At 69.0% G+C, this 22,427-nt stretch carries 20 protein-coding genes; 16 read left to right on the top strand and 4 right to left on the bottom strand.

Features of this window, described 5'->3' with window-relative positions:
* Window positions 1–46: 46 nt before the first annotated feature.
* The 4 genes from H0X91_RS01285 to H0X91_RS01270 form a co-directional block, all read right to left on the bottom strand.
* Window positions 47–871, bottom strand: a complete 825-nt coding sequence (locus H0X91_RS01285; protein ID WP_034203970.1) for an alpha/beta fold hydrolase — start codon at window positions 869–871, stop codon at window positions 47–49.
* 148 nt (window positions 872–1,019) lie between these two features.
* On the bottom strand, window positions 1,020–2,012 hold the full coding sequence (locus tag H0X91_RS01280; protein WP_006482230.1) for a LysR substrate-binding domain-containing protein: 993 nt from the start codon (window positions 2,010–2,012) through the stop codon (window positions 1,020–1,022).
* Window positions 2,013–2,631: 619 nt separating this feature from the next.
* Window positions 2,632–3,492: a diiron oxygenase gene (locus H0X91_RS01275; RefSeq protein WP_062886116.1), complete on the bottom strand. Its 861-nt coding sequence runs from the start codon at window positions 3,490–3,492 to the stop codon at window positions 2,632–2,634.
* A 23-nt stretch (window positions 3,493–3,515) separates the two neighbouring features.
* Window positions 3,516–4,463, bottom strand: a complete 948-nt coding sequence (locus tag H0X91_RS01270; protein ID WP_080331957.1) for a fatty acid desaturase family protein — start codon at window positions 4,461–4,463, stop codon at window positions 3,516–3,518.
* A 380-nt stretch (window positions 4,464–4,843) separates the two neighbouring features.
* Between H0X91_RS01270 and H0X91_RS01265 the strand changes: the two genes are divergently transcribed.
* From H0X91_RS01265 to H0X91_RS01190, 16 genes are read left to right on the top strand one after another with little or no spacing between them, the layout of a single operon-like run.
* Window positions 4,844–6,607 (top strand): fatty acyl-AMP ligase, encoded by a 1,764-nt coding sequence (locus tag H0X91_RS01265; protein WP_330165480.1) that lies wholly within the window; start codon window positions 4,844–4,846, stop codon window positions 6,605–6,607.
* Window positions 6,604–7,314, top strand: a complete 711-nt coding sequence (locus tag H0X91_RS01260) for an ABC transporter ATP-binding protein (RefSeq protein ID WP_058903861.1) — start codon at window positions 6,604–6,606, stop codon at window positions 7,312–7,314. Before H0X91_RS01265 ends, H0X91_RS01260 begins: the two co-directional genes overlap by 4 nt.
* Window positions 7,286–8,503 (top strand): ABC transporter permease, encoded by a 1,218-nt coding sequence (locus H0X91_RS01255; protein ID WP_048988606.1) that lies wholly within the window; start codon window positions 7,286–7,288, stop codon window positions 8,501–8,503. Before H0X91_RS01260 ends, H0X91_RS01255 begins: the two co-directional genes overlap by 29 nt.
* Entirely contained in the window at window positions 8,500–9,243 is a 744-nt protein-coding gene (locus H0X91_RS01250) for an outer membrane lipoprotein-sorting protein (RefSeq protein ID WP_006482245.1), read from the top strand. The genes H0X91_RS01255 and H0X91_RS01250 overlap by 4 nt, the downstream gene beginning before the upstream one ends.
* Window positions 9,233–10,561 carry a hypothetical protein gene (locus H0X91_RS01245; RefSeq protein WP_060264987.1) on the top strand — a complete coding sequence of 443 codons (1,329 nt, stop codon included), beginning with the start codon at window positions 9,233–9,235 and terminating at the stop codon, window positions 10,559–10,561. Before H0X91_RS01250 ends, H0X91_RS01245 begins: the two co-directional genes overlap by 11 nt.
* A gap of 13 nt (window positions 10,562–10,574) precedes the next feature.
* Complete coding sequence (locus tag H0X91_RS01240) at window positions 10,575–11,660, top strand: hypothetical protein (protein ID WP_034203964.1); 1,086 nt, start codon at window positions 10,575–10,577, stop codon at window positions 11,658–11,660.
* A 58-nt stretch (window positions 11,661–11,718) separates the two neighbouring features.
* Entirely contained in the window at window positions 11,719–11,973 is a 255-nt protein-coding gene (locus H0X91_RS01235; protein ID WP_006481176.1) for an acyl carrier protein, read from the top strand.
* Window positions 11,974–11,980: 7 nt separating this feature from the next.
* Window positions 11,981–12,856: a hypothetical protein gene (locus H0X91_RS01230; RefSeq protein ID WP_034203963.1), complete on the top strand. Its 876-nt coding sequence runs from the start codon at window positions 11,981–11,983 to the stop codon at window positions 12,854–12,856.
* Window position 12,857: 1 nt separating this feature from the next.
* Window positions 12,858–13,487, top strand: coding sequence for a hypothetical protein (locus tag H0X91_RS01225; RefSeq protein ID WP_059721431.1), 630 nt, complete (start codon window positions 12,858–12,860; stop codon window positions 13,485–13,487).
* A gap of 1 nt (window position 13,488) precedes the next feature.
* Window positions 13,489–14,472: a ferritin-like domain-containing protein gene (locus H0X91_RS01220; protein WP_048988596.1), complete on the top strand. Its 984-nt coding sequence runs from the start codon at window positions 13,489–13,491 to the stop codon at window positions 14,470–14,472.
* Between the two features lie 3 nt (window positions 14,473–14,475).
* Window positions 14,476–15,459 (top strand): 3-oxoacyl-ACP synthase, encoded by a 984-nt coding sequence (locus H0X91_RS01215; protein WP_196432734.1) that lies wholly within the window; start codon window positions 14,476–14,478, stop codon window positions 15,457–15,459.
* On the top strand, window positions 15,449–16,624 hold the full coding sequence (locus H0X91_RS01210) for a PLP-dependent decarboxylase (protein ID WP_196432733.1): 1,176 nt from the start codon (window positions 15,449–15,451) through the stop codon (window positions 16,622–16,624). Before H0X91_RS01215 ends, H0X91_RS01210 begins: the two co-directional genes overlap by 11 nt.
* A gap of 16 nt (window positions 16,625–16,640) precedes the next feature.
* Complete coding sequence (locus H0X91_RS01205) at window positions 16,641–18,224, top strand: acyl-CoA ligase (AMP-forming), exosortase A system-associated (protein ID WP_196432732.1); 1,584 nt, start codon at window positions 16,641–16,643, stop codon at window positions 18,222–18,224.
* Window positions 18,221–19,315: a hypothetical protein gene (locus H0X91_RS01200; RefSeq protein WP_196432731.1), complete on the top strand. Its 1,095-nt coding sequence runs from the start codon at window positions 18,221–18,223 to the stop codon at window positions 19,313–19,315. Before H0X91_RS01205 ends, H0X91_RS01200 begins: the two co-directional genes overlap by 4 nt.
* Window positions 19,315–21,165 carry an acyl-CoA dehydrogenase gene (locus H0X91_RS01195; RefSeq protein WP_185643688.1) on the top strand — a complete coding sequence of 617 codons (1,851 nt, stop codon included), beginning with the start codon at window positions 19,315–19,317 and terminating at the stop codon, window positions 21,163–21,165. The genes H0X91_RS01200 and H0X91_RS01195 overlap by 1 nt, the downstream gene beginning before the upstream one ends.
* Before the next feature lies 1 nt (window position 21,166).
* Window positions 21,167–22,411 carry a citrate/2-methylcitrate synthase gene (locus tag H0X91_RS01190; protein WP_196432730.1) on the top strand — a complete coding sequence of 415 codons (1,245 nt, stop codon included), beginning with the start codon at window positions 21,167–21,169 and terminating at the stop codon, window positions 22,409–22,411.
* Window positions 22,412–22,427: the final 16 nt, after the last annotated feature.

Raw genomic sequence — 22,427 nt, 5'->3', positions numbered from 1 at the left:
ATGCGACGCCGCGCGGCCTGCGCGCATGTCGCCGGTCGCGCGGTCGTCAGTTCGCGTGCAGCGGCTGCGCGTCGAACCAGTCGAGCAGCGTGCGCGTGACGAACGCGGGATTTTCCAGGTTCGAAATATGGCCGGCGTCCGGCACCAGCGCATGCGCGCAGCCGATCACGCTCGCCATCTTCACGGTTTCCGACGGCGGCCGCGCCATGTCGCCCGCGCCGCACATCAGCAGCGTGCGTTCCGCGTCGAGTTCGGCCAGTGCGGACAGCGTGTCGGGCCGGCCGAAGATCAGCCGACCGAGCGGCGCGATCGATTGCCGCAACCGGTCGGCGGGCAGGTTCGCCAACGCATCGCGAAACGCGGTCGGCACCGGATCTTCCAGATTCACGTCCGGCCGGAAGAACAGCGGCACGATCGCGTCGAGCAGCGGCGGCGCGATGCGGCCCGCGGCCTCGATCGCATCGAGCATTCCGAAGTAGCGGGCGCGCGTCGCGTCCGGCTCGGCGTCGAGCGACGCGTCCATGATCACCAGCGAGCGCACGCGCTGCGGCTCGCGCAACGCGAGCCGTGCGCCCCACATGCCGCCGACGCTGAGGCCGACGATCGCGCACTGTTCGATTTCCAGCGCGTCGAGCAGCGCGCTCGCCTGCGTGGCGAGATCGTCGAGCGTGTGCGTGCCGTCCGGCAGCGCGCCCGATGCGCCATGCCCCCAGAGGTCCGGCACGATCACGCGATACCGGCGCGACAGTGCGTCGATCTGCGGCGCCCACATCGTGGCATCCCACAGATAGCTGTGCCCGAGCAGCACCGGAAAACCGGTGCCGTGATCGAGGTAATGCAGGGTACTGCCTTGAATGCCGTGTGCGGGCATGCTGTCTCCGGGAGGTCAGGACTCGGCGGTGGCCCGGAACCGGGCGTCGCGGTCGGCGGCGTTCCGTGACGAACGCGAAGCGGCGCATCATCGCACAGGTTGCAGGTATTGCGCATGACGCCGCGCACGACGCATTCGCCGGGCCGCGCTATCCGACGCGATACATCGGCAGCACGTTGCTGCCGGCCGTGTCCTGCTCCGGCGCGAGCGCTGGGCACGCCTGATCGAGCAGCCAGTTGGTCAGCACCGCGATATCGAATTCGTTGCACGCATCGGGGTTCTGCACGAGCACGTAGCTGCCCGACGCAACGGTGCAATGCGGGAACAGCTCGACGAGCCGCCCCTGCTTCAGCAGCCCGTCGACCAGCGGCCGCCTGCCGATCGCGATGCCGTGCCCGTCGACCGCGGCCTGGACCAGTTGATCGTACTGGCTGAAGTGCAGCGCGCCGGCCGGCCGCAGCCGCGGCACGCCGAGCTCCTTCAGCAAATGGCTCCACCCGTGCCACGGCCATTCGCCGCGCGGGTCGTCGAGATGCAGCAGCACGTGCTTGTCGAGATCGGCCGGCTTCATCGATGCGGCGTCGCCCATCGCCGTCAACAGGCTCGGGCTGCACACCGCCACGACACGCTCGCGAAACAACACGTCCGTATCGTCGGTCGACGTATACGGGCCGGCATAACGCACCGCCAGGTGCAAACGTTTGCGTTTAAGATCTTCAATTTCGCTCGTTGCCGACACGCGCACGTCGATGTCCGGATAGCTGGCGCGGAACGAACCGAGGCGCGGAATCAGCCACAGCGCGGCGAACGAAACGGTGGTCGACAACGAAATGGCGCGCTGGCCGACGCTCGACGACAGCTTGCCGACCACCGATTCCAGATCGGACAACGCGAACGAGATCGCGTCGTACAACTCGCGCCCCTTGTCGGTCAGCGTGAGCGAACGAATGTGCCGATGAAACAGCTCGATCCGGAGCTGCTCTTCGAGCGCCTTGACCTGCCGACTCACGGCCGATTGCGTGACGTTGAGCTCCTGCCCCGCACGCGTGAAGCTCAAATGGCGCGCCGCGCATTCGAAGCCTCTCAGGAAATCCAGCGAAGGCAGACTTCTCAATCGCTTTGCCAATCTCACATTAGCCATACCGCCGCCTCAAAGTTGCACCCATCGACAGACAAGTTGCCGTTCGTCTCCCTGGATCGTCTCTCCTATTTGGATTCGGAAACGATTTTATATTGAAGCATGGATGCATATCATTCTTATTTTCAATCGTGACACTTGTATTTATCTATCAATTTTCATCGCATCGATACGCTTACACGAACATTATCAAGTAGTGATTTTGTAAATTAATATGCGAACGAATCGAGCGTACCAAAAGGGTTGATAAATTGGCGTAAAAACAGGCGATTGCCGACAAAATTCGACGTCATCGCATCCATATCGACGTCATGACAGAGAAATCATCCGATGCCTACAAATCGATTTCAATCAGCCGACTTTTCATTTTATTTTCCGGATTGCGAAAACAAACAGTCTGCAACATACATACAAAATGCCATTCAAATCCGGAATTTAGCGTTTATTAAAATATACTAAACGGATGAAATCCGGTATTTTCATGCCGCCTCGTGAAACTGACGAGCCGATTATGTCCGGAAATGCATAATCCGCCGGCCGGCAGCGCCGGTCGGTGTGCATTCGATGCGCATGTCGGGCGGAATTCGGGCCGCGCCGCGCGACGACCGTCAAGATGAATCCGCTACGGACCGTCCGCCGCGCCATTCGCGCGCGCGGTCACTTCGCGGCGATAGCGGTTCAATTCCTGAGCGGTCGCGAACGTGCGCTCGAACAGGATCGACAGGTTGTGCAGGATCCGCTCGACGACCTTCTTCTCCCACTCGCCGTCGAACCGGATCTGCTCGTCGAGCCAGCGCTCGAGCCATTCCGGATCCGGCAGACGCGACTGCACGGTATCCCGCGGGAACAGCGCCTGGTTCACGTGCAGGTTGGTCGGGTGCAGCGGTTTTTCGGTGCGGCGCGCCGACGCCATCAGCACGCCGATCTTCGCGAATGCGGCACGGGCGACGTCGCCGCAGTTGTTCAACGCCTTCTTCATGTAGCGCAGGTACGCGCCGCCATGACGCGCTTCGTCGCGCGAAATCGTTTCGTAGATCTGCTTGACGACGGGCTCGGTGTGCCAGTCGGCCGCACAGCGGTACCAGTGGTTCAGGCGAATCTCGCCGCAGAAGTGCAGCATCAGCGTCTCGAGCGGCGGCGCCGGATCGAACTGGAAGCGCACCGCATGCAGTTCCTCTTCGGTCGGCACCATCTCCGGCTTGAAGCGGCGCAGGTATTCCATCAGCACCAGCGAATGCTTCTGCTCCTCGAAGAACCACACGCTCATGAACGCGGAAAAGTCGCTGTCGTGCTGGTTGTCGCGCAGGAACATTTCCGTCGCGGGCAGCGCCGACCATTCGGTGATCGCGTTCATCTTGATCGTCTTCGCCTGCTCGTCGGTGAGCAGCGAAGCGTCGAACTTGTCCCACGGAATGTCCTTCTCCATGTCCCAGCGGACCGCTTCGAGCGACCTGAACAATTCCGGATAGAGCATCGTCGTCACCGTCGTCGCAACGCGTGGCGCGGTCATGCCGATTGGGTCGAGGCCGGCGCGGCCGCTTCGGCATCGGGCTCGCGATCGTCCCGGTCGTCGTCCACCGCACGCGGCGACAGCCGGCCGCGCAGCAACGCAGAGTAGAACTGCCGATACGTGCGGTGGTAATAGCGGATGCGCGGCGCGATCGCGCCATGCAGGTCGTGCAGCCGCTCGATCGGCAGGTTCGGCATCATGTGATGCTCGACGTGATAGTTGTTGCCGTTCGTGAACCACGTCATGAACGCGTTGCTCTCGATCGTCCGCGTGTTGCGGAACGGGTCGGTGCTCGTCAGGTCGCAGCGGTAGTGTTCGGGCATCTCGACCAGCGCATGCACGGGCGCCGCGACCGATACGAGCGGCACGACCCACACCCAGACGACGAACCACGTGTGCAACGCGAACGACAGCGCGGCCAGCAGCGCGATCGCGGCGGCCATCAGTAGGTAGTCGCGGCGGATCGCGCGCGACACGAGCGCATTGTCGCCGAAGCGCGCGCCCGGCACGACGAGCTTCGCGACGTTCTTCGCGAACTGGATATAGTGCGCGGCCATCGATAGCCGCCACATCCACAGCCCGACGTTGACGACGGGGCGTGCGCCGTACTGGTCGCCGTAATCGAAGAACTCCTTGTTCTCCGGTGTGCCGAGCAGCCGGTGATGCCGCAGGTGGCTGTCCTGGTACGCATGAAACGACACGAGCATCGGCATGCCGAGCAGCACGCCGAACACCATGTTCAGCCGCTTGCTGCGGAATCCCTGGTAATGCAGCGCCTGATGCTGCAGCTCGACGCCGTGCGCGTACATCGCGCCGATCAGCAGGATGCCGACGATCTTCAGGATCACGAGCGTCGACAGCGCGAACATCATCCCGTGCGCGATGAGCGCGACGTAGACCACCAGCTTCAGCGAGAAGACCACGCCGCTCGGGCGGCTCTTCATGTCCGCAACCGGTTTCGGGCGGGCGACAAGCGATGAGGTGACGGACAAGACGCTCTCCTTGAGCCGGACTGCCCCGGCACGATGACGCGGCGACGCTGGCGCGCTGCCGGGTTGCAATTCTTCTGTGAGTCGATGTTTCGGACAAACGAATTTTCCGAACGCATTGCATGACGCCTGCGCATGAGCGCACCACATCGTGAACTAGACGACCGGTCGAATGAGACCGACCAGTCACCTCGTGGATGCGCGCTGCTCATGCATAGCCTGCATAGATTCCGTTTGTCGCCGCCGATCGATCCGGCAAGAATCCTCCTCACTCGACGAACGGCGCCGCCGGCACCGTGGCGCGAGCGGCCGTGTTCCTCAAGGGGAGAATCCTCGTGACGAAGTGCGCTTCCACCATTCACCGCCTGATCGAATCGCTCGAGGACGTCGCGGGCGCCATGCATCGCATGACGTTCGTCGACGACGCGGGCCACGAAGCGGGCATCACGTACCGGCACTTCGCGGAAGCGGTGTTTCGCCAGGCCGGCGCGCTGCGCGAGCTCGGGGTGCGCGAGAACGACCTGGTGATGCTCGCGCTGCCGGCGTCGGTCGAGCATGCGGTCGCGATGATGGCGTGCGTGATGACGGGCGCGCTCCCGTGCACCGTGCCCGTTCCCGCGCGGCGTACCGCGGCCGGGCGGCAGGTGGCGGACGTCGCGTGCGAGCTGTACCGGCCGCGCCTCGTCATCGCCGCCGACGCGCAGGCCGCGGCCTGGCGCGACGACGCGTTTCCCGCGGCCGCCACGCGCGTCGTCGATCTCGCGACGCTGTCGAGCGCGGCGGACGTCGGCGCGCGCGCACTGATCAGTTCGAAGAGCGGCCGCGATCCGCATCATGTGCAGCTCACGTCGGGTTCGACGTCGCATCCGAAAGCCGCGGTGCTCAGTCACGAGAACGTGATCGCGAACGTGCTCGGCATCGGCGGGTCGGTGCGCTTCGACATCGCGGCCGGCGACGGCACCGCGTCGTGGCTGCCGCTCTATCACGACATGGGGCTGCTCACGCTGCTGTCGAACCTGCATTACCGCGCGCCGTTGCTGATGATGCAGCCGAACAGCTTCATCCGGAATCCGCTGGGCTGGCTCAAGCGCATCGCGTCGGCGCGCGCGACGACGACGTCGGTGCCGACCTTCGCGCTGCGCTACTGCGTGCGCCGCTTCAATGCCGCCGCGATGGATGGCGTCGACCTGTCCGCGTGCCGCAACATCTTCATCGGCGGCGAACGCGTCGACGACGCGACGCTGCGCGATTTCGCCGCGACGTTCGCGCCGTACGGCCTCGCGGCGTCGGCGCTGCAACCGTGCTACGGGATGGCCGAATCGACGCTCGCGGTATCGATGCATCGTGCTTGGCACGAAGGCGCGGTCGATGGCGCGCCGTACGTGATCGCCGATACGCTCGACCGGCGCGCGCTGATCGAGCGCCGCGACGCGCAGCCGGCCGCCGCGAACGATGGCCAGGACACGGAGACCGAAACGGTGCTCGCGATGGGCACGCCGATCGACGGGATGGCGTTCCGCATCCTCGACGACGGCGACCACGCGCTGGCCAATCGCGCGGTCGGCGAAGTCGCGATCCGCGGCACGTCGGTGATGCTCGGCTACCTGAACCCCGACGACGGCACGATCGCCGCGCCGCTGACGGCCGACGGCTGGTTCCGCACCGGCGACATCGGCTACGTCGCGGACGGCCAGTTGCATATCCTCGGCCGCAAGAAGGAAGTCATCATCATTCGCGGCAGCAACTATTTCCCGCACGAGATCGAGGAAGCGTTGGCCTCGCACTGCGCGCTGCGCAAGAGCACCTGCATCGCGTTCGGCCTGCCCGATCCCGAAACCGGCACCGAGCGGCTGGTCGTCGCGATCGAGGCGCGGCCGGTCGACGCGACGCCGCAAACGCGCACCGAGTGCCAGCAACTGCTCGCGTCGCGCATCGGCTTCGCCGCGCAGGATCTGTGTTTCGTCGAGCCCGGCTCGCTGCCGCGCACGACGAGCGGCAAGCTGCAGCGCCTGAAGTGCCGCGATCTCTATGCGAACGGCGCACTGCCCGTGATCGCCGCGCCGGTTGCCGCCGAAGCCGGCCAGGGAGCGTTCGCATGACGGCCGTCCCGCTCGACTCCGTGCTCGAACTGCGCGACGTCACCCGCGTGTACGAAGGCGCGGGCCGCGTCGTCGCGGTGCGCGGCGCGACGATCTCGATCGGCCGGCGCGACGTCGTCGCGCTCGTCGGACCGTCGGGCAGCGGCAAGAGCACGCTGCTCAACCTCGCCGGTTTTCTCGACGTGCCGAGCAGCGGCGAACGCTGGCTCGAAGGACGCCGGATCGACGACGCGCCGGACACGCTCGAACGGATTCGCCGCGAGCGCATCGGCTTCGTGTTCCAGCAATTCAACCTGATTCCGGTGATGTCGGCGCTCGAGAACGTCGAGCTCGGCTGCTTCGCGTGGGGCACGCCGCGCACGCGGCGCGAACGCGCCCGCGCGATGCTCGACGCGGTGGGCCTCGCCGCGCGCGAACGGCACCGCCCCGGCGAGCTGTCCGGCGGCGAGCAACAGCGCGTCGCGCTGGCCCGCGCGCTCGCCAAGGAGCCGGCCATCGTGATCGCGGACGAGCCGACCGCGAGCCTCGACAGCGCCAACGCGCGGGCGGTCGCCGAGCTGATCCTCGACACCCAGCGCACGCTGGGCACCGCCTTTCTGATTGCGTCGCACGACGATCGTCTGTGCGCGCACCTGCCGCGCCGCATCGAAATGCGCGACGGCGTACCGGGAGTGAATCGTGAACTGGTCGACGTTTGCGTGGCGTAACCTCTGGCGCAACCGGCGCCGCACCGTGCTGACGATGGCGATGATCGGCGTCGCCGCGTTCGCGTCGAGCCTCGCGCTCGGCTACGTGATCGCGACGTTCGACGCGGTGCGCGAAGGCTCGATCGACAGCGGCGTCGGCCACGTGCAGGTGCTGCATCACGGCTATCTCGACCTGATCGGCGAACGGCCGCTGCAGTACGGGCTGAGCGCCGACGAACAGGCTGCCGCCACGCAGGCGATTGCAAAGCTGCCCGGCGTCGCGACGACCGCGCGCGGCATCGACTTCGACGGACTCGTGTCGAACGGCGATCTCAGTTACGGGTTCGTCGGCGAAGGGATCGAGCCGAACCGCGAACCGCCCGGCTTCTTCGACTATCACACGGTGCTGTCGGGCCGCTACCTGTCGCCGACGAACGCCGGCACCGAAGTCGTCGTCGGCGCCGAACTCGCGCGCAAGCTCGGCGTGCACGTCGGCTCGGTCGTGCAGCTGATGGCGTCGACCGCGCACGGCGGGATCAACGCGACCGACGCGCAGATCGTCGGTGTGATGAGCACCGGCAACAAGGACGTCGACGAGCGGATCGTCAACGTGACGTTCGCGGCCGCGCAGGCGCTGCTGCGCACCGACCGCGCGTCGCGCATCGCGGTGTTCCTCAAGGACACCGCCGGCACGCCGGCCGCCGCCGCGACGCTGCGCGCCGCGCTGCCGACGCTCGACGTGCGGACCTGGGACCAGCTGGTGTCGCTCTATCACCAGGTCGTCGCGCTGTACAAGAACCAGTTCTCGGTATTCGGCGCGATCCTCTGCGTGACGATCCTGCTGTCGATGAGCAACTGGATCCTGATGAGCATCGTCGAGCGCCGCCGCGAGATCGCGACGCTGCGCGCGCTCGGCGTGCCGGCCGCGACGGTGCGCGGCGTGCTGATCCAGGAAACCGCGCTGCTCGGCCTGCTCGGCGCGGCCGCCGGCATCGCGCTCGCGCTGCTGACGATGGTCGCGCTCAATCACGCGCAGATCCACCTGCCCGCGCCGCCCGGCCGCGTGAAACCGATCCTGCTCGAATTCACCGTGTCGCCCGTCGCCGTGGCTGCCGTCGAAGCCGCGTTCGTCGTGCTCGGCGTGGCCGCGGCGCTGCTCGCGACGCTCGGGCTCGCGAAACGCAACATCCTCGAAGGACTCGCCCCATGAATCGCATTCGTCTCACGTTCGCCGCGTTCGTCGCGTGCGTGCCGCTCGCCGCCCACGCGGCCGACGCGCCGCCGGCGCAGACCATGCTCGCCCGTGCCGACGCTTACCGCAGCACGGCCGCCGATACGCAGACCAACATCGAGATCACCAACGAAGTCGGCGGACAATCCGGCGACGCGACGCGCTATCTCGTCTACACGCGCGGCAACGGCGACACGCTCGCGCTGACGCGCAGCGGCGAGAACGACGGCCAGAAATACCTCGCGACGACGCGCGGGCACTGGTTCTACGTGCCGAACACGCGCAGCGCGGTGCGCATCAACGGAATGCAGCGGCTGCAGGGCGAAGTCGTGATCAGCGACATCACGCGCACGCACTGGGCCGACAGCTATCGCGCGACGGTCGCGCCCGGCACGACGCCGATCGCCGGCAAGCCGGCCACCGAGCTCGACCTGACCGCGACCGATCCCGACAACGTGTACCCGACGATCAAGCTGTGGGTCACGCCCGATACCGACGTGCCGCTGCGCGCGCAGTTCTTCCTCGCGAGCGGCCTGCTGTTTCGCAGCGCCGATTTCTCCGCGCCGGTCGACGCGAACGGCCGCAAGGTGATCCGCAAGATCACGTATCGCAACGAGGTCGAGAAGCAGCGCGCGAGCGTCGTCGACATCCTCGACGGCCAGCCGCGCAAGATTCCGTCGGGCTGGTTCAATCCCGACACGCTCGCCGATGGCCAGTGAGTACGACGCCGATGCCGACGCTCATCGTGACCGCCGCCGTTCATCGCCCGAGCGCGCCCGGCGCGGCTGGCCCGGTGTGGCGCTCGCCATCCCGCTCGCGCTCGGCTGCACGCTCGCGCACGGAGAATCGCTGATGGACCAGCTCGGCACGCTCAACGGGATCGGCTACGCGCGCTCCGTCGACAGCATGGACGGCCACGCGCTGCTCGGCCGCCTGATCGGCGATTCGCCGCGCAACCAGCAGGAAGCCGGGCTGCTCGCGCGCATCGACGGCGAGAACCTGTTCGTGAATGCGCGCGTGGTCGCCAGCAACCATTCGCTCGGCACGCAGGCGAGCCGCTTCAACGAAGCCGGCGTGCGCTACGCGTTCGACAACGGCATCACGCTCACGGCCGGCAAGCGGATCGATACGCTCGACACGTCGCAGGCGTTCTTCCCGCTCGGCTTCTTCCAGAAACGGGCCGCGACGGCCGACATCTACGATCGCTACGGCGACGTCGAAGGCACACCGCTCGTCGAAGCGAAATGGGCCGGCGAGCAGACCACGCTGCAGTTCATCGCCGGCGAGAACCGCACCCTGCGCAACGACGTCGACAACCGCGACGTCGAAGGCGCGACGCAGCTGGTGCGCGGCGCGTACAACTGGTCGGGCGGCTCCGCCGCGCTGCTCGCCGGCCGTCACGCGGGCCGCGGCGGCGCGGGCGCGACGCTGTCGTTCGACGTCGCGCGCTCGAACACCGTCTACGCGAGCGCGTGGCTCGAACGCGGCACGACGCGGCCGCTGCCCGCCTTCATCGCAAACGGCACGCCGCTCGATTCGGCGGCCGCGTACGACGCCGTCGATCGCCGCAACGATCGCCAATACATGTGGCGCAGCGCGCTCGGCATGCAGAGCGCGCTGCCCGGCAACCTGTCGCTGATCGTCGAGTGGTCGCACGACGAAGCGCGTTACGACGCGAGCCAGTGGCGCCGGATGGTCGGCGCGGTGCAGGCGAACAATGCGCTGCTGCCCGTCGCGCCCGGCGCCGCGCTGGCCGGCCTCGGCGGCACGGCCAACTTCGTGAGCGTCGACGGCAGCCTGCGCGACTACCTGTTCGCGCGGCTCGGCAAGAAGGTTGGCCGCATCGAGTATTCGCTGCGCGGCGTCTATTCGCCGCAGGACAAGGGCCTGCTCGCGATCGCGCAGGTCGTCGCCGACGTGAACACACGCGTGAGCGTCGATGTCGCGCTCACCCACGCCTTCTCCGACAGCCAGTCCGAGTACCGGATGGTCGGTCTCGGCACCCGCATCGACGCCGCCGTGCGCGTGCGTTTCTGACAGGAACCCTGCCATGTCCACGCTTTCCGCCCCCGCCCCGCTCGCACCGTCGCTGCTCTTGCGCGTGGCCGATCAGGCCGCGTATCCGGTGCTGCGCCACCTCGACGCGGTCGGCACGCCGCCGCACGCGGCGGCCCGGCTCGTCGAAGCCGCCACCGTGCGGCTGCTCGACAGCGAGATGGTGATCGCGCTGCGCACCGCCACGCCGGACGTGCTGCCCGATGCGTCCGCCTCGACCCCGCTGCGGCACGACGAGGCGCCGCTCACCGAAGCGCTGCTCGAACAGATCGGCCGAGAAGGGTTTCATCACCTGTTCAAGCCGTTCATGCGCGCGTTCATCCGCATCATGTTCGGGCTGTTCTTCTCCGACGACCAGAACCGCCGCGCCTGCGAGTGCATCGACGCCGGCCATAACTTCGCGTTCCTGATGAGCGACGGCGGCGGCCCGACGCTCGCCGCGTGGCGCACCGTCGCGCGCAGCGACGACCACGGCCTCGCGCTGACCGTCGACAAGGTGTGGGGCATCGAGGCGCACCGCGACTGCATGGCCGTCGTCGCCGCGCGCCTGCCCGGCGTGATGTTCCCGGCCGCCTATCTCGTATGGCCCGACGAATACCGGAAGCTGACCCGCACGACCTGCGGCGCGCCGTTCCTCGCGGGCAACCTGCAGCTCGCGAACGTCGGCGGCCAGGTGCGCGTCGCCGCCGAGGACCGCCTGCGGATCGGCGGCCCCACCGTGTTCAACAAATACCTGACCGTCGTGCGGCCGTACTTCGTCCGCGCGCTGATGGCGCACGTCGGCTGGCTCGAACGGACCGGCCGCGTCGAGCTCGACGCCGATGCGCGCGCCGTGCACCGCTTCATCGCGGACGCCGCGCGCAGCCAGACCGACGACGCGCACTACAGCTTCGGCAAGGTGCAGCGTGTGCTCGCGATCAAGCTGCTGTCGAACGAGTTCCTGACCGCGCTCGTGCGCGACGGCAAGGTGCCGCTGTTCGACGACCAGCGCGACCTGCTGGCGTTTTCGAAGATGGAAGGCAGTTCGTACCGTTGTTATCACGAGCTTCGCAAGAGCCTGCGCTGCGAAGCCGGCAGTTGATCCACGCGACAGGCCGATCGATCCCGATCCAATCCACTCAACTTCAGGAGCTCCCCTCATGACGACCCAGAACGTTCCGGCCGACGCGCTCGACATCCTGTCCCGCGAAGTCGCGAAGATCCTCAATGTCGAAACCGTCGACACCGACGCCGGCATCGGCGAACTCGGCATCGATTCGCTGAACATCGTCGAGCTGATCGTGTTCTGCGAACAGCTTTACGGCTCGATCGATCCGGAAGCGCTGAACATCACGCAGTACACGACGCTGCAGCAGCTCGACGCGCAACTGCGCAGCCAGCAGCACGCGGCCTGATCCGACCATGCTCGCGCCCCTTGCCCCCGTGGCGGCCGCCGCCGTCCAGCCGGCCCCGGCGACCGCGCTGACCGTGCAGGCGCTCGCGTACCGGCGCGTCGCGCCGTCGCGCGACGGCGCGGCCGTGCCGCTCGACGACACGGCCCGCGCGATCGGCACGCTCGCGTGCGCCGAACGCGAGCGGCTGTGCGGTGCGATCGGCGCGGACGACTACGTGGTCAGCTCGACGATCCTGTCGATGCTGCTGATGAACGATTCGCCGCAGCATCGCGTGTTCGCGCAGGCCCTTGCCGGCGCGAACGACTACACGCCCGACTGGATGACCTGCTCGTACGAATGCGCGGGCTGGGGCTACGTGCTGCGCCGCACGCTCGCGACCGCGGCGGAAACCGGGCCGCGCACGCTGCTGCTGCAGATCGTCGACATCGACGTGCACGGCTACACGTACTGGCACGGCAACCCCGCCTGGGGGCGCTCGGGCTTCGGCGTCTGCACGCTGCTCGTCGACGTCGGCCGCGAACCGGCGCAGTCGGTCATTGCGGACGCCGCGCCGCCGGCCAGCGCGGTCGTGCGGCTCGGCCGCGACATCCGCACGTTCTGCGCGGCGCGCCCCGGCCTGCACGCGGCGCTGCCGTTCTTTCCGGCCACGTCGCGCCGCGCGCTGCTCGCGTCGGTCGGCAAGACGCCGCTGCTGCCGGACGGCCACGGCGTATTCGGCCATGCGTTCGGCAGCGACCCGTGGCTGTCGGTGCTGCTCGCGCACCGCGACGGCGATACGCCGCGCCGCGCGGCCGTCTGCTCGCTCGCGCTGAACGGCTATTACGCGATCGCGGACGTCGCGTTCGCGCCGGACGTGACGTTTTCTCTCGACGGCGAGGCGTGACATGGTGCGACCCGTTCACTTCACGTACCGGATCGAGCGCGACGCGCGGCAGCCTGTGGCGGTCGCGGCCAGCGCGTACCGGATGCCGCTCGACACGCCAGCCGATTACGCACGCGCCGCGCTCGCGGAAGCGGCCGGCGATGCGTACGACGCGGGCAATATGTACGACGTGGCCGGCGGCGAGCGCCGCGTGCTGCTCGATCACGTGCAGTATTTCGCGTTCCTCGCGGAAATCACCGCGCGGATTCGCGACGCCGTGCATCCGGACGCACGCCTGTTCATCGAAGTGTGCGCACCGTATTTCGGCGCGCTGCCGGCCGAACTGCTCGCGCCGCACGTGCTGCTCGGCGTGCACCTGTACGACGAAGCATTGCGCGACGCATCGCGCGGCGCGCCGGTCGTGTGGATCGGCGACCGCATCCTGCGCGACGCGGAGTTCGCCGGCGACAACCGCGTGTGCTGCGCGATCTGGCCCGCGCGGCTCGCCGACGCGTTCGACGCGCAACTGCGCGGCGCGTGGCCGTCGTTCGCGATCCGCGTCGAGCCGCACCCGGGCGCGTCGCGCGCCGCCGCCCCGTTCACCGATTCCGCCCATCATTCCGGCGCCGCCGCGCGGCCGGGGAGACCCTGACATGAATGACACGCTTACCGTGATGCAGGACACGGCCGATATCCGCTGGTCGATGCCCGTCGACGCGCTGATGTCGAACGACTACGCACTGCGCGAAGAGGCGCTGAACCGGCTGTACGAGAAGGCGAAGGCCGCGCAGTGGGACGTCGCGACCGACGTCGACTGGCGCCACGACCTCGACCCGGCGAACCCGCTCGGCATGCCCGATCCGACACTCTTGATCTACGGCACCGAGCTGTGGGGCAAGCTGGCCGACGCGGACAAGCGCGAGGTGCGCCATCACGCGCAGGGCTGGCTGTTGTCGCAGATCCTGCATGGCGAGCAGGCCGCGCTGATCTGCGCGTCGAAGCTCGCGTCGGCCGAGAATGGTCTGAGCGCGCGGTTGTGCGCAGCCGCGCAGATGATGGACGAAGCGCGCCACGTCGAGGCCTACGCGAAACTCGTCAACGAGAAGCTCGACGTCAGCTACCCGATGAGCCGCTCGCTGAAGGGGCTGCTGCACGACACGATCACGAGCAGCGCGCTCGACATGACGAACCTCGGGATGCAGGTGCTGGTCGAGGGCATCGCGCTGTCGATCTTCCAGAGCGTCGTCGCGTACAGCACCGATCCGTTCATCAAGGACCTGTTCCTGCGAATCCAGCGCGACGAAGCACGCCACTTCGCGGTCGGCCGGATCACGCTGTGCCGCGTGTACGCGGAGATGAGCTCGCACGAGCTGCGCGAGCGCGAGGAGTTCATCAGCGAAGGCGCGGCCGTGCTGTACGACCACCTGTGCGCGGACGACATCTGGGAACCGATGGGTCTGTCCAGGCGCGAATGCAGCGCGATGGTGCGCGAATCGCCGGTGTCGAGCTCGATCCGCCGCTCGATCTTCCGGCGCCTGGTGCCGACGATCCGCGAGATGGGCCTGCTCACGCCGACCGTACAGGCGACCTTCGAAAAGCTCGACGTCCTCGACTACGCGGCGATGCCGCTCAACTGAACCATGACGACGACCTCCTCCCAAGCGTCACGCGATTTCTGGATCGGCATCGACGCGGTGGCCTACGAGCTGCCGGGCCCGCCCGTCGATATCGAGGCCTGGGCCGCCGAACGCGACTATCCGGCGCAGCGGGCGGCCGCGATCGCGCAATCGGGCAGCCGCTATTTCCACATGGCGCTCGACACGAGCGAGACCGATCTCGCGATCGCGGCGGTCGGCCGGCTGCTCGACACCGCGCGTGTGCAGCCGGCCGACGTCGGTGCGATCGTGCACGTGCACACGCAGCAATTCAGCGTGCCGCCCGCGCCGCGCAGCCTGCCGCACGAAGTGGCCGCGCAATTCGGCATCGAGCCGCTGTGGCTCGGCTCCGTCGCGCAACTGAACTGCGTGTCGGTCGCGGCCGGCATCGAAACCGTGCGCGCGTTGATGCGCCGCTATCCGCAGCTCGACGCGGCACTCGTCGTGTCGTCCGATCGCGTGTACGGCGAGGACTACCGGATGCGGCAGATGACGGGCGTGCAGTGCGACGGCGCGGCCGCGATGCTGATCGTGCGCAACAGCACGAAGAACCGGCTCGGCGGCATCGCGATCGAGACGCACGCGAAATGGCATCGCGGGTCGGACACCGTCGCCGCGAACGAGGCCGACCTGATCATGATGGAGTGGCCGTACACGCGCCGCGCGATCGACGCGGCCGTCGCGCTCGAGCCGCATGCGCTCGACGCGTACGACCTCGTGCTGCCGCACAATGCCGACCTGCCCGGCTGGAACGCGCTGTGCCGCGCGATGCGCGTGCCGGCCGAGCGGCTGTATGCGGACAACATCCATGCGCGCGGCCACGCGTGCTGTTCGGATTTTCCGATCAACCTGGCCGACGTCGGGCTCGACGCGGTCGCGCACGGCCAGCGCGTGCTCGGCGTGATGCAGTCGAACTGCGGCGCGTATGCGGCCGCCACGCTCCATCCGGTGGGCCGCCATGACGCCTGAGCGCCCGCTTCCATCCGCCGGCAATCACGCGTGGATCGCCGATCTGCGCACGCCGTGCTACGTGTACGAGCCGGAGGTCGCGATCGCCCGCTACCGGTCGCTGAAGGCGCGCCTCGGCACGCGGCTGATCGTGTCGCTGAAGGCGAACCCGAACCAGGACATGCTCGCGCGCTGCGCGCATGCGTACGAGGACGGCGTCGAACTCGCGAGCCGCGGCGAACTCGACGCGGTGATCGGCCGGATCAAGACGGCGCGCTACCTGAACAATCCGTCGATGGACGAGATGTTCATGCGTGCCGGGCTCGCGTCGCGCTGCCATTTCGTGCTCGACAACCCCGACGCGGTCGCCCGTTTCGTGCCGCTCGCCCGCGAAGCGGCGGCCGGCGGCAGCACGCCGGGCGCCGTCCTGCTGCGCGTGAATGCCGGCGCGCTGGCAGGCGAACTCGCCCGCGCGCAGTGGCACGACCACTTCGGGATGACGCCGAACGAGGCGCACGACGCGGTGCGCACGCTCGCCGCCGCCGGCCTGCTGGTGGCCGGGCTGCACGTGTTCTCCGGCCCGCATTCGTTCATCCGCCAGGACCCGACGCAGCCCGACACGCTCGTGCTGCCCGAGCGGCTCGCGGCGCTGGCCCGCGATCTCGCGCCCGCCAACGGCGCACCGCTCGGTTCGTTGAGCCTCGGCGGCGGGTTTGCCGACGATCACCCGGGCGATGCCGCGTTCGAACGCTATGCCGCCGCGCTCGCGCCGCTGGCCGGCCGGTATTCGCTCGCGCACGAATCGGGCCGCGCGATCTTCGCCGATGCGGGCGTGTTCGCGACGCGCGTCGTCGCGGTCAAGACGTGGCAGGACCGCACGATCGCCGTCTGCGACGGCGGGCTGTCGCATGCGTTCCTGCTCGCGCAGACCGAATCGGTGATGCGCCGCCTGGCCGCGCCGTCGCTCGTGCGCCGCGTGCCCGCGCCGCCGTCGCGCGGCGTGCCGACGCTCTACGTCGGCAGCACCTGCAGCCGCGCGGACGTGATCGGCCGCGACGACGCGGGCGCGCCGCCGCAGGTCGGCGACATCGCGGTGTTCGAACGCTGCGGCGCGTATCACCGCACGTACTCGATGGCGCATTTCCTGTCCCACGAAGCCGCGCACGTGTACGTGCGGCCGGCCTGAACCCGAGGAGCCGATCATGAACGCATTGATCAGCATCGCCGACCTGCTCGAACACGGCGCCGAGCGCTGGCCGCATCATCCGGCGTATGCCGACGGCGGCGGCACCCTGACTTACGACCAGCTCGCCCGCGCGGTCCGGCGCGCCGCCGCCGTGCTCGCGGCGCGCGGCGTGCAGCCCGGCGAACGCGTCGCGATCTACGCGCCGAAGCGCGTCGAAACCGTGGTCGCGATGCTCGCGGCCAACGCACTCGGCGCGATCTTCGTACCGGTCAATCCGCAGTTGAAGGAAGCGCAGATCGAACACATCGTCGCCGACAGCGGCGCCGCGCTGTTCGTGACCGGCGCGCAACGGCTCAAGCGCCTGCCGGCGCTCGCCGCGCTCGTCGGCGCGCGCACGCTGCTGATCGAGGAGCTGGCCGATGCGATCGATTCGCCGGCCACCGACACGCCGGCGTCGGCAGCGGCCCCCGCCGGCCGGCCGGTCGACGACGATCCGGCCGCGCTGCTCTACACGTCCGGCTCCACCGGCAAGCCGAAGGGCGTCGTCGTATCGCACCGCAACCTGGTGTCGGGCGCATTCAGCGTCGCCGCGTACCAGCGGCTCGCCGCCGACGACGTCGTGCTCGGCGTGCTGCCGCTCAGCTTCGATGCGGGCCTGAGCCAGCTCACGACCGCGCTGGCGTCCGGCGCGTGCTACACGCCGCTCGACTTCCTGCAGCCGGCCGAAGTGCCGCGCCATTGCGACGCGTTCGGCGTCACGTCGATCACCGGCGTGCCGCCGCTGTGGATGCAGCTCGCGTCGGCCGGCTGGAGCGACACCGCGCGCACGCGGGTCCGCCGCTTCGCGAACACCGGCGGCCATCTCGCGACGCCGCTGCTGCACCGCCTGCAGGCGCTGTTCAGGCAGGCTTCGCCGTACCTGATGTACGGGCTGACCGAGGCATTCCGCTCGACCTACCTGGCGCCGGCCGACGCGGCGCTGCGCCCGACGTCGATTGGCAAGGCCGTGCCGAACGCGGAGATCCTCGTGCTGCGCGCGGACGGCAGCGAATGCGCGGCCGACGAACCCGGCGAACTCGTGCATCGTGGCGCGTTCGTCACGCTCGGCTACTGGAACCGGCCCGAGCTGACCGCGCAGCGTTTCCGCCCGCTGCCGCGCCGGCACGGCGAGATTCCGCGCCCGGACGTCGCCGTGTGGTCGGGCGACATCGTGCGACGCGACGCGGACGGCTACCTGTACTTCGTCGCACGCGGCGACGACATGATCAAGACATCCGGCTATCGCGTGAGTCCGACCGAGGTCGAGGACGTGCTGTTCGCGCTGCCGCACATCCGCGAGGCCGCGGTGTTCAGCGTCCCGCATCCCGCACTCGGAGAAGCGATCGCCGCATGCGTCGTATCGACGCTCGACGCCGACGCGTGCCGCGCCGACATCGCCCGCGCGTGCCGCGACGCGTTGCCCACCTACATGAACCCGCTCGTCGTCGAGCCGCTGCCGGCGTTGCCGCGCAACCCGAACGGCAAGATCGACCGACCGGCGCTGAAAGCGCAGTATCGCGACGCGTTCGCGCGCCCGAACCTCGAGGAGACCGCCGCATGACCCTGTCGACGCTCGATGAAACCTGTATCGGCGCGCCGCGCGTCGCCGCGCCCGGTACGCTCGCGTTGTCCGGCGGCGTCGTGGTGCTGCCGCCCGCCGTCGTGTTCAGCGCGATCCAGGCGCAAGAGCGCCACCCCGGCTACCGGCACCTGCTGCTGCCGCAGGCGCGCTTTGCGCGGCCGCGCGGCATGGGCGCGCTGACGCCCGACGAAGGCACGCGCCTCGCGCCCGGCGGCCGGCCCGCGCTGCGCGTCGCGCCGCCCGGGCGCAGCCTCGCCGACCTCGCCGCCGACGCGGCGCTCGACCTGCGCGACCAGCTCGGCTCCGGCGCGCTGGCGCGCACCACGCACGTGATCGTCGCGAGTTGCGCGCTCAACGAAGGGATCGGCGACTCGGTCGTCGGCCGCATGCAGTACGAACTCGGGCTGCAGCGCGTGACGCCGTTCGCGCTCGGCCAGAACGGCACGCTCGGCTGGTATTCGGCGCTGATGCTGCTCGACGGGTTGCTGCTCGACGAGGGCGACCAGGCGCTCGTGATCCTCAGCGACAAGTGGCTCTACCCGTTCTTCCGCCAGTTCGGCGACCTGGTCGGCTACGGCGACGCGGCCGCCGCATTGCTCGTATCGCGCGCGGGCCCCGCGCCGGAGCCGGCTGCGTGGGGCGGCGTGCGCGCCGTCGCGCTCGAATTCGGGCCGTCGGTCACAGACCCGTGGGCCGATGCGCCGGCCGTGCTGCGCGACACGCTCGCGCCGGTCGCGGCCCGCGCGATCCGCCGCGCGCTCGAGCAGGCGAACCTGCGCGCGAACCAGATCGACTGGTGCGTGCCGCCCGGCTTCGATCCCGGCTTCGCGGCGCGTGTGGCCGACGCCGCGTCGATTCCGGTCGGCGCACGTATCCAGCACGACGGCTCGGGCCATCTGTCGTCGGCCGAATCGGCCGCCGCGCTGATCCGGCTCGCGGGCGCGCTCGACGAAGGCGAGCGCCGCACGGTGCTCGTGTGGGACGCGGCGCTGCATGGCGGGGCCGCCGCCGCCGTCGTCGACCTGGCCGGCGGCCTCGACGCCGCGCTCGACATCGAAGGAGACGCATGATGAGCGCATACAAGGTGAGCCTGCGCGAGCTGCGCTTCTTTCTGTGGGAACTGTTCGAGGCCGACAAGCGGTTCCTGGCGGAGCACGGCCTGTACGGCACGCACGATCGTGCATCGATCGACGCGCTGCTCGAACGCGCGCGCGACTTCGCGCTCGACCTCGGCCGCAGCTATCAGCAGGCCGACGTCGAGGGCTGCACGCTGCTCGACGACGGCCAGGTCCGGATTCCGTCGCATTTCCACGCGCTGTGGGCGCGCTTTCGTGACGAATGGTCGAACACGCTGTTCGGCACCGCGCACGGGCTGCCGCCGATCGTCACGCAGATGATCTACGAGATGTTCATGGGCGCGAATCCGTCGTTCATGACCTACGGCGGCTTCACGCGCCCCGCGATCAAGCTGCTGCAGATGCACGGCACGCCGCACCAGAAGGCGCTGATCGCACCGCTCGAAGCGTATCGCTGGGACGCGTGCTTCTGCGCGACCGAACCGCAGGCCGGCACCGACCTCACCGCCGTGGCGCTGCGCGCGACGCCGCTCGAACGCGATATCTACGCGATCGACGGCGAGAAGGTCTACATCTCGGCCGGCATGCACGAACTGACGGAAAACACGCTGTATTTCGTGCTCGGGCGCATCGATACCGCGTCGCCGGATTCGTTCTCGCTGTCGTGCCTCGTCGTGCCGCGCTTCTGGCCCGACGACGAAACCGGCGAGCTGCAGCCGAACCATGTCGACTGCATCGGCCTGCCGCGCAAGATGGGGCTGAAGGGCTGCGCGAACACGCATCTGGTATTCGGCGCGAACGGCACGACGAAAGGCTGGCTGCTCGGCGGCCGGCGCAACGTCGGCCTGCTGCAGCTGATGCCGCTGATGAACCAGGCGCGGATGAGCACCGGGATGTTCGGCGTCGGCGTCGCGTCGAGCGCGTACCTGCACGCGGTCGAGTATGCGGGCCGCCGGCTGCAGGGCCGGCCGATCGAGCGCGCGTCGAACACCAATGCCGCGCGCGTCGCGATCGTCGAGCACGCGGACGTGCAGCGCATGCTGGTCGACATGAAAAGCCGCGTCGACGGCTGCCGCGGCCTGCTCGGCAAGCTCGCGGCGACCGCGACGCGCGCGGCGATGCTCGAAGCGACGCCCGACGCCGACCCGGCGGAGATCGAACGCCATCGCAAGCTGCAACTGCTGCTGACGCCGATCTGCAAGGCGTTCATCTCCGACCAGGCGTGGCGCATCTGCGAAACGGCGATCCAGGTGCACGGCGGGCTCGGCTATACCGATGCGAGCCCCGTCGAGCAGAACGCGCGCGACGTGAAAATCCTGTCGATCTGGGAAGGCACGAACTACATCCAGGCGCAGGATCTCGTGCGCGACAAGCTCGGCTTCGGCCGTCATTCGCGGCTGATCCAGTACTACCGCGACGAACTCGACGCGTTCCTCGCGCAGCAGCATCACACCGCCACGCATGCGGAATTGCGGCCGCTGTTCGATGCGCTGCGCGCGGGCGCCGACCGCATCGCCACCGCGCTCGACGACATCGCGCGCGACGTGCAGGACGGCCACACGCATCGCAGCAGCCAGTTCTACACGCGCTTCCTGGAGATGTTCGGCGTGGTCACGTCGGCGTGGGTGCTGCTCGAATCGGCGACGATCGCCGCGCGCCGGCTCGATGCGCCGGAGACGGCCGATGCACCGGCCGAACTCGCGTTCTATCGCGGCAAGCTGAAAAGCGCGCGCTACTACTTCGCGAACGTGCTGCCCGTCGTCGACCAGCACGCGGCCGTGATCGCCGCGATGGCGCACGCGGCGATCAGCGTCAGCAGCGACGAACTCGCCGCGGTGGAATGACATGGATACGACACCTGACTCCAGCGTCCTCGCCGCGAAGACCGGCGATGCGCCGCGCAACCTGCTCGGCCGGCCGACGACGCGCCATCGCGGCACCGACATCGACGGCGCGACGCTCGACCCCGAAGCGCTGCGCGTGCGCGATCTCGACCTGAACGCGCTGATCGGCGCGACGACGTTCGAAGGCGCGCTCGCACATCTGTGGTTCGACGTCGCGCCCGGCAGCACCGACCATCGCGCGCACGAGGCGACGATCGGTGCGCGGCTCGCGGCGTTCGCCGACGCGCTCACGCCGGGCTCGGTCGCGCAGTCGATCGCAGCCGAGCTCGGCGCGGCCGGCGTCGCGCCGGTGTTCGCGGCCGCGTCCGGCCTGCTGCGCGGCCTCGACGACGTGATCGAACGCGTGCGCGGCCCGGCGCCGGACGATGCCGATCTCGACACGATGCTGCTGTGCGCGGCCGCCGCGCCGTTCCTGCTGCACGCGGCGATCGAGGGGCGGCCGTTCGCCGCCGGCCCGCACGCCCGCGGCGGCACCGCGCTCGATGCAGCGCGGACGCACGCGCAACGCATGCTCGTGCTGACCGGCGCGACACGCCACGACTCGCCGGCACAAGCGGCGATGGACATGCTGCTCGTCGCGTGGCACGCCGGCTTCGGCTACATCACGCCGACCGTGCTCGCGCCGCGCGTCGCGATCGGCACCGGCGTCACGCTGACGCAGGCGATCGCGTCCGGCTTCCTCGCGAGCGGGCCGTCGCACGTCGGGGCGGCGCTCGAAGCGATGCAGTGGCTCACGGCACTCGCGCGATCCATACCGGGCGGCGCCGGCGCGCCGGCCACCGCGCTCGACGCGGCCGGCCGCGCGGCGATCGATACGGCGCTCGACGCGAAACGCACGCTGTACGGCTTCGGCCATCCGCTGTTCGTCGCCGATCCGCGTCCGCCGCACATGCGCGGCCGGTTCGCCGCATGCGGCTTCGACGGCGGCTACGTGACGCTATTCGACGCGTGCTGCGCACAGGCCGATGCGCGCCGCGCGCTGCGGCCGAACATCGATTTCCTGACCGCCGCGACGCTGCTCGAACTCGGCGTCGCCGCGCCGTCGTGGGGCGTCGGCGTCGGACTCGGCGCGCGCATCGCGGCGATGGCCGCGCATGCGGTGGAACGGCGCCGCCGCCCGGCGTTCGGCGTCAACAGCGCGACCGCGCGGCGGCTCCTGGCCGCCGTGCCGGTCGGCTGGCTGTGAACCCTCACCCTTTTCG

Origin of the sequence: Burkholderia sp. 9777_1386 (assembly GCF_015712265.1) — a bacterium.
GTDB lineage: Bacteria > Pseudomonadota > Gammaproteobacteria > Burkholderiales > Burkholderiaceae > Burkholderia > Burkholderia cenocepacia.
This window is presented reverse-complemented; position numbering and strand designations above follow the sequence as displayed.

What these genes read in the sequence shown, in the direction of transcription:
- H0X91_RS01285 (WP_034203970.1), bottom strand. Translation starts at nt 871, where the DNA reads ATGCCCGCACACGGCATTCAAGGCAGTACCCTGCATTACCTCGATCAC.
- H0X91_RS01280 (WP_006482230.1), bottom strand. Translation starts at nt 2,012, where the DNA reads ATGGCTAATGTGAGATTGGCAAAGCGATTGAGAAGTCTGCCTTCGCTG.
- H0X91_RS01270 (WP_080331957.1), bottom strand. Translation starts at nt 4,463, where the DNA reads ATGAAGAGCCGCCCGAGCGGCGTGGTCTTCTCGCTGAAGCTGGTGGTC.
- H0X91_RS01260 (WP_058903861.1), top strand. Translation starts at nt 6,604, where the DNA reads ATGACGGCCGTCCCGCTCGACTCCGTGCTCGAACTGCGCGACGTCACC.
- H0X91_RS01250 (WP_006482245.1), top strand. Translation starts at nt 8,500, where the DNA reads ATGAATCGCATTCGTCTCACGTTCGCCGCGTTCGTCGCGTGCGTGCCG.
- H0X91_RS01245 (WP_060264987.1), top strand. Translation starts at nt 9,233, where the DNA reads ATGGCCAGTGAGTACGACGCCGATGCCGACGCTCATCGTGACCGCCGC.
- H0X91_RS01240 (WP_034203964.1), top strand. Translation starts at nt 10,575, where the DNA reads ATGTCCACGCTTTCCGCCCCCGCCCCGCTCGCACCGTCGCTGCTCTTG.
- H0X91_RS01235 (WP_006481176.1), top strand. Translation starts at nt 11,719, where the DNA reads ATGACGACCCAGAACGTTCCGGCCGACGCGCTCGACATCCTGTCCCGC.
- H0X91_RS01230 (WP_034203963.1), top strand. Translation starts at nt 11,981, where the DNA reads ATGCTCGCGCCCCTTGCCCCCGTGGCGGCCGCCGCCGTCCAGCCGGCC.
- H0X91_RS01225 (WP_059721431.1), top strand. Translation starts at nt 12,858, where the DNA reads ATGGTGCGACCCGTTCACTTCACGTACCGGATCGAGCGCGACGCGCGG.
- H0X91_RS01220 (WP_048988596.1), top strand. Translation starts at nt 13,489, where the DNA reads ATGAATGACACGCTTACCGTGATGCAGGACACGGCCGATATCCGCTGG.
- H0X91_RS01215 (WP_196432734.1), top strand. Translation starts at nt 14,476, where the DNA reads ATGACGACGACCTCCTCCCAAGCGTCACGCGATTTCTGGATCGGCATC.
- H0X91_RS01210 (WP_196432733.1), top strand. Translation starts at nt 15,449, where the DNA reads ATGACGCCTGAGCGCCCGCTTCCATCCGCCGGCAATCACGCGTGGATC.
- H0X91_RS01205 (WP_196432732.1), top strand. Translation starts at nt 16,641, where the DNA reads ATGAACGCATTGATCAGCATCGCCGACCTGCTCGAACACGGCGCCGAG.
- H0X91_RS01200 (WP_196432731.1), top strand. Translation starts at nt 18,221, where the DNA reads ATGACCCTGTCGACGCTCGATGAAACCTGTATCGGCGCGCCGCGCGTC.
- H0X91_RS01195 (WP_185643688.1), top strand. Translation starts at nt 19,315, where the DNA reads ATGAGCGCATACAAGGTGAGCCTGCGCGAGCTGCGCTTCTTTCTGTGG.
- H0X91_RS01190 (WP_196432730.1), top strand. Translation starts at nt 21,167, where the DNA reads ATGGATACGACACCTGACTCCAGCGTCCTCGCCGCGAAGACCGGCGAT.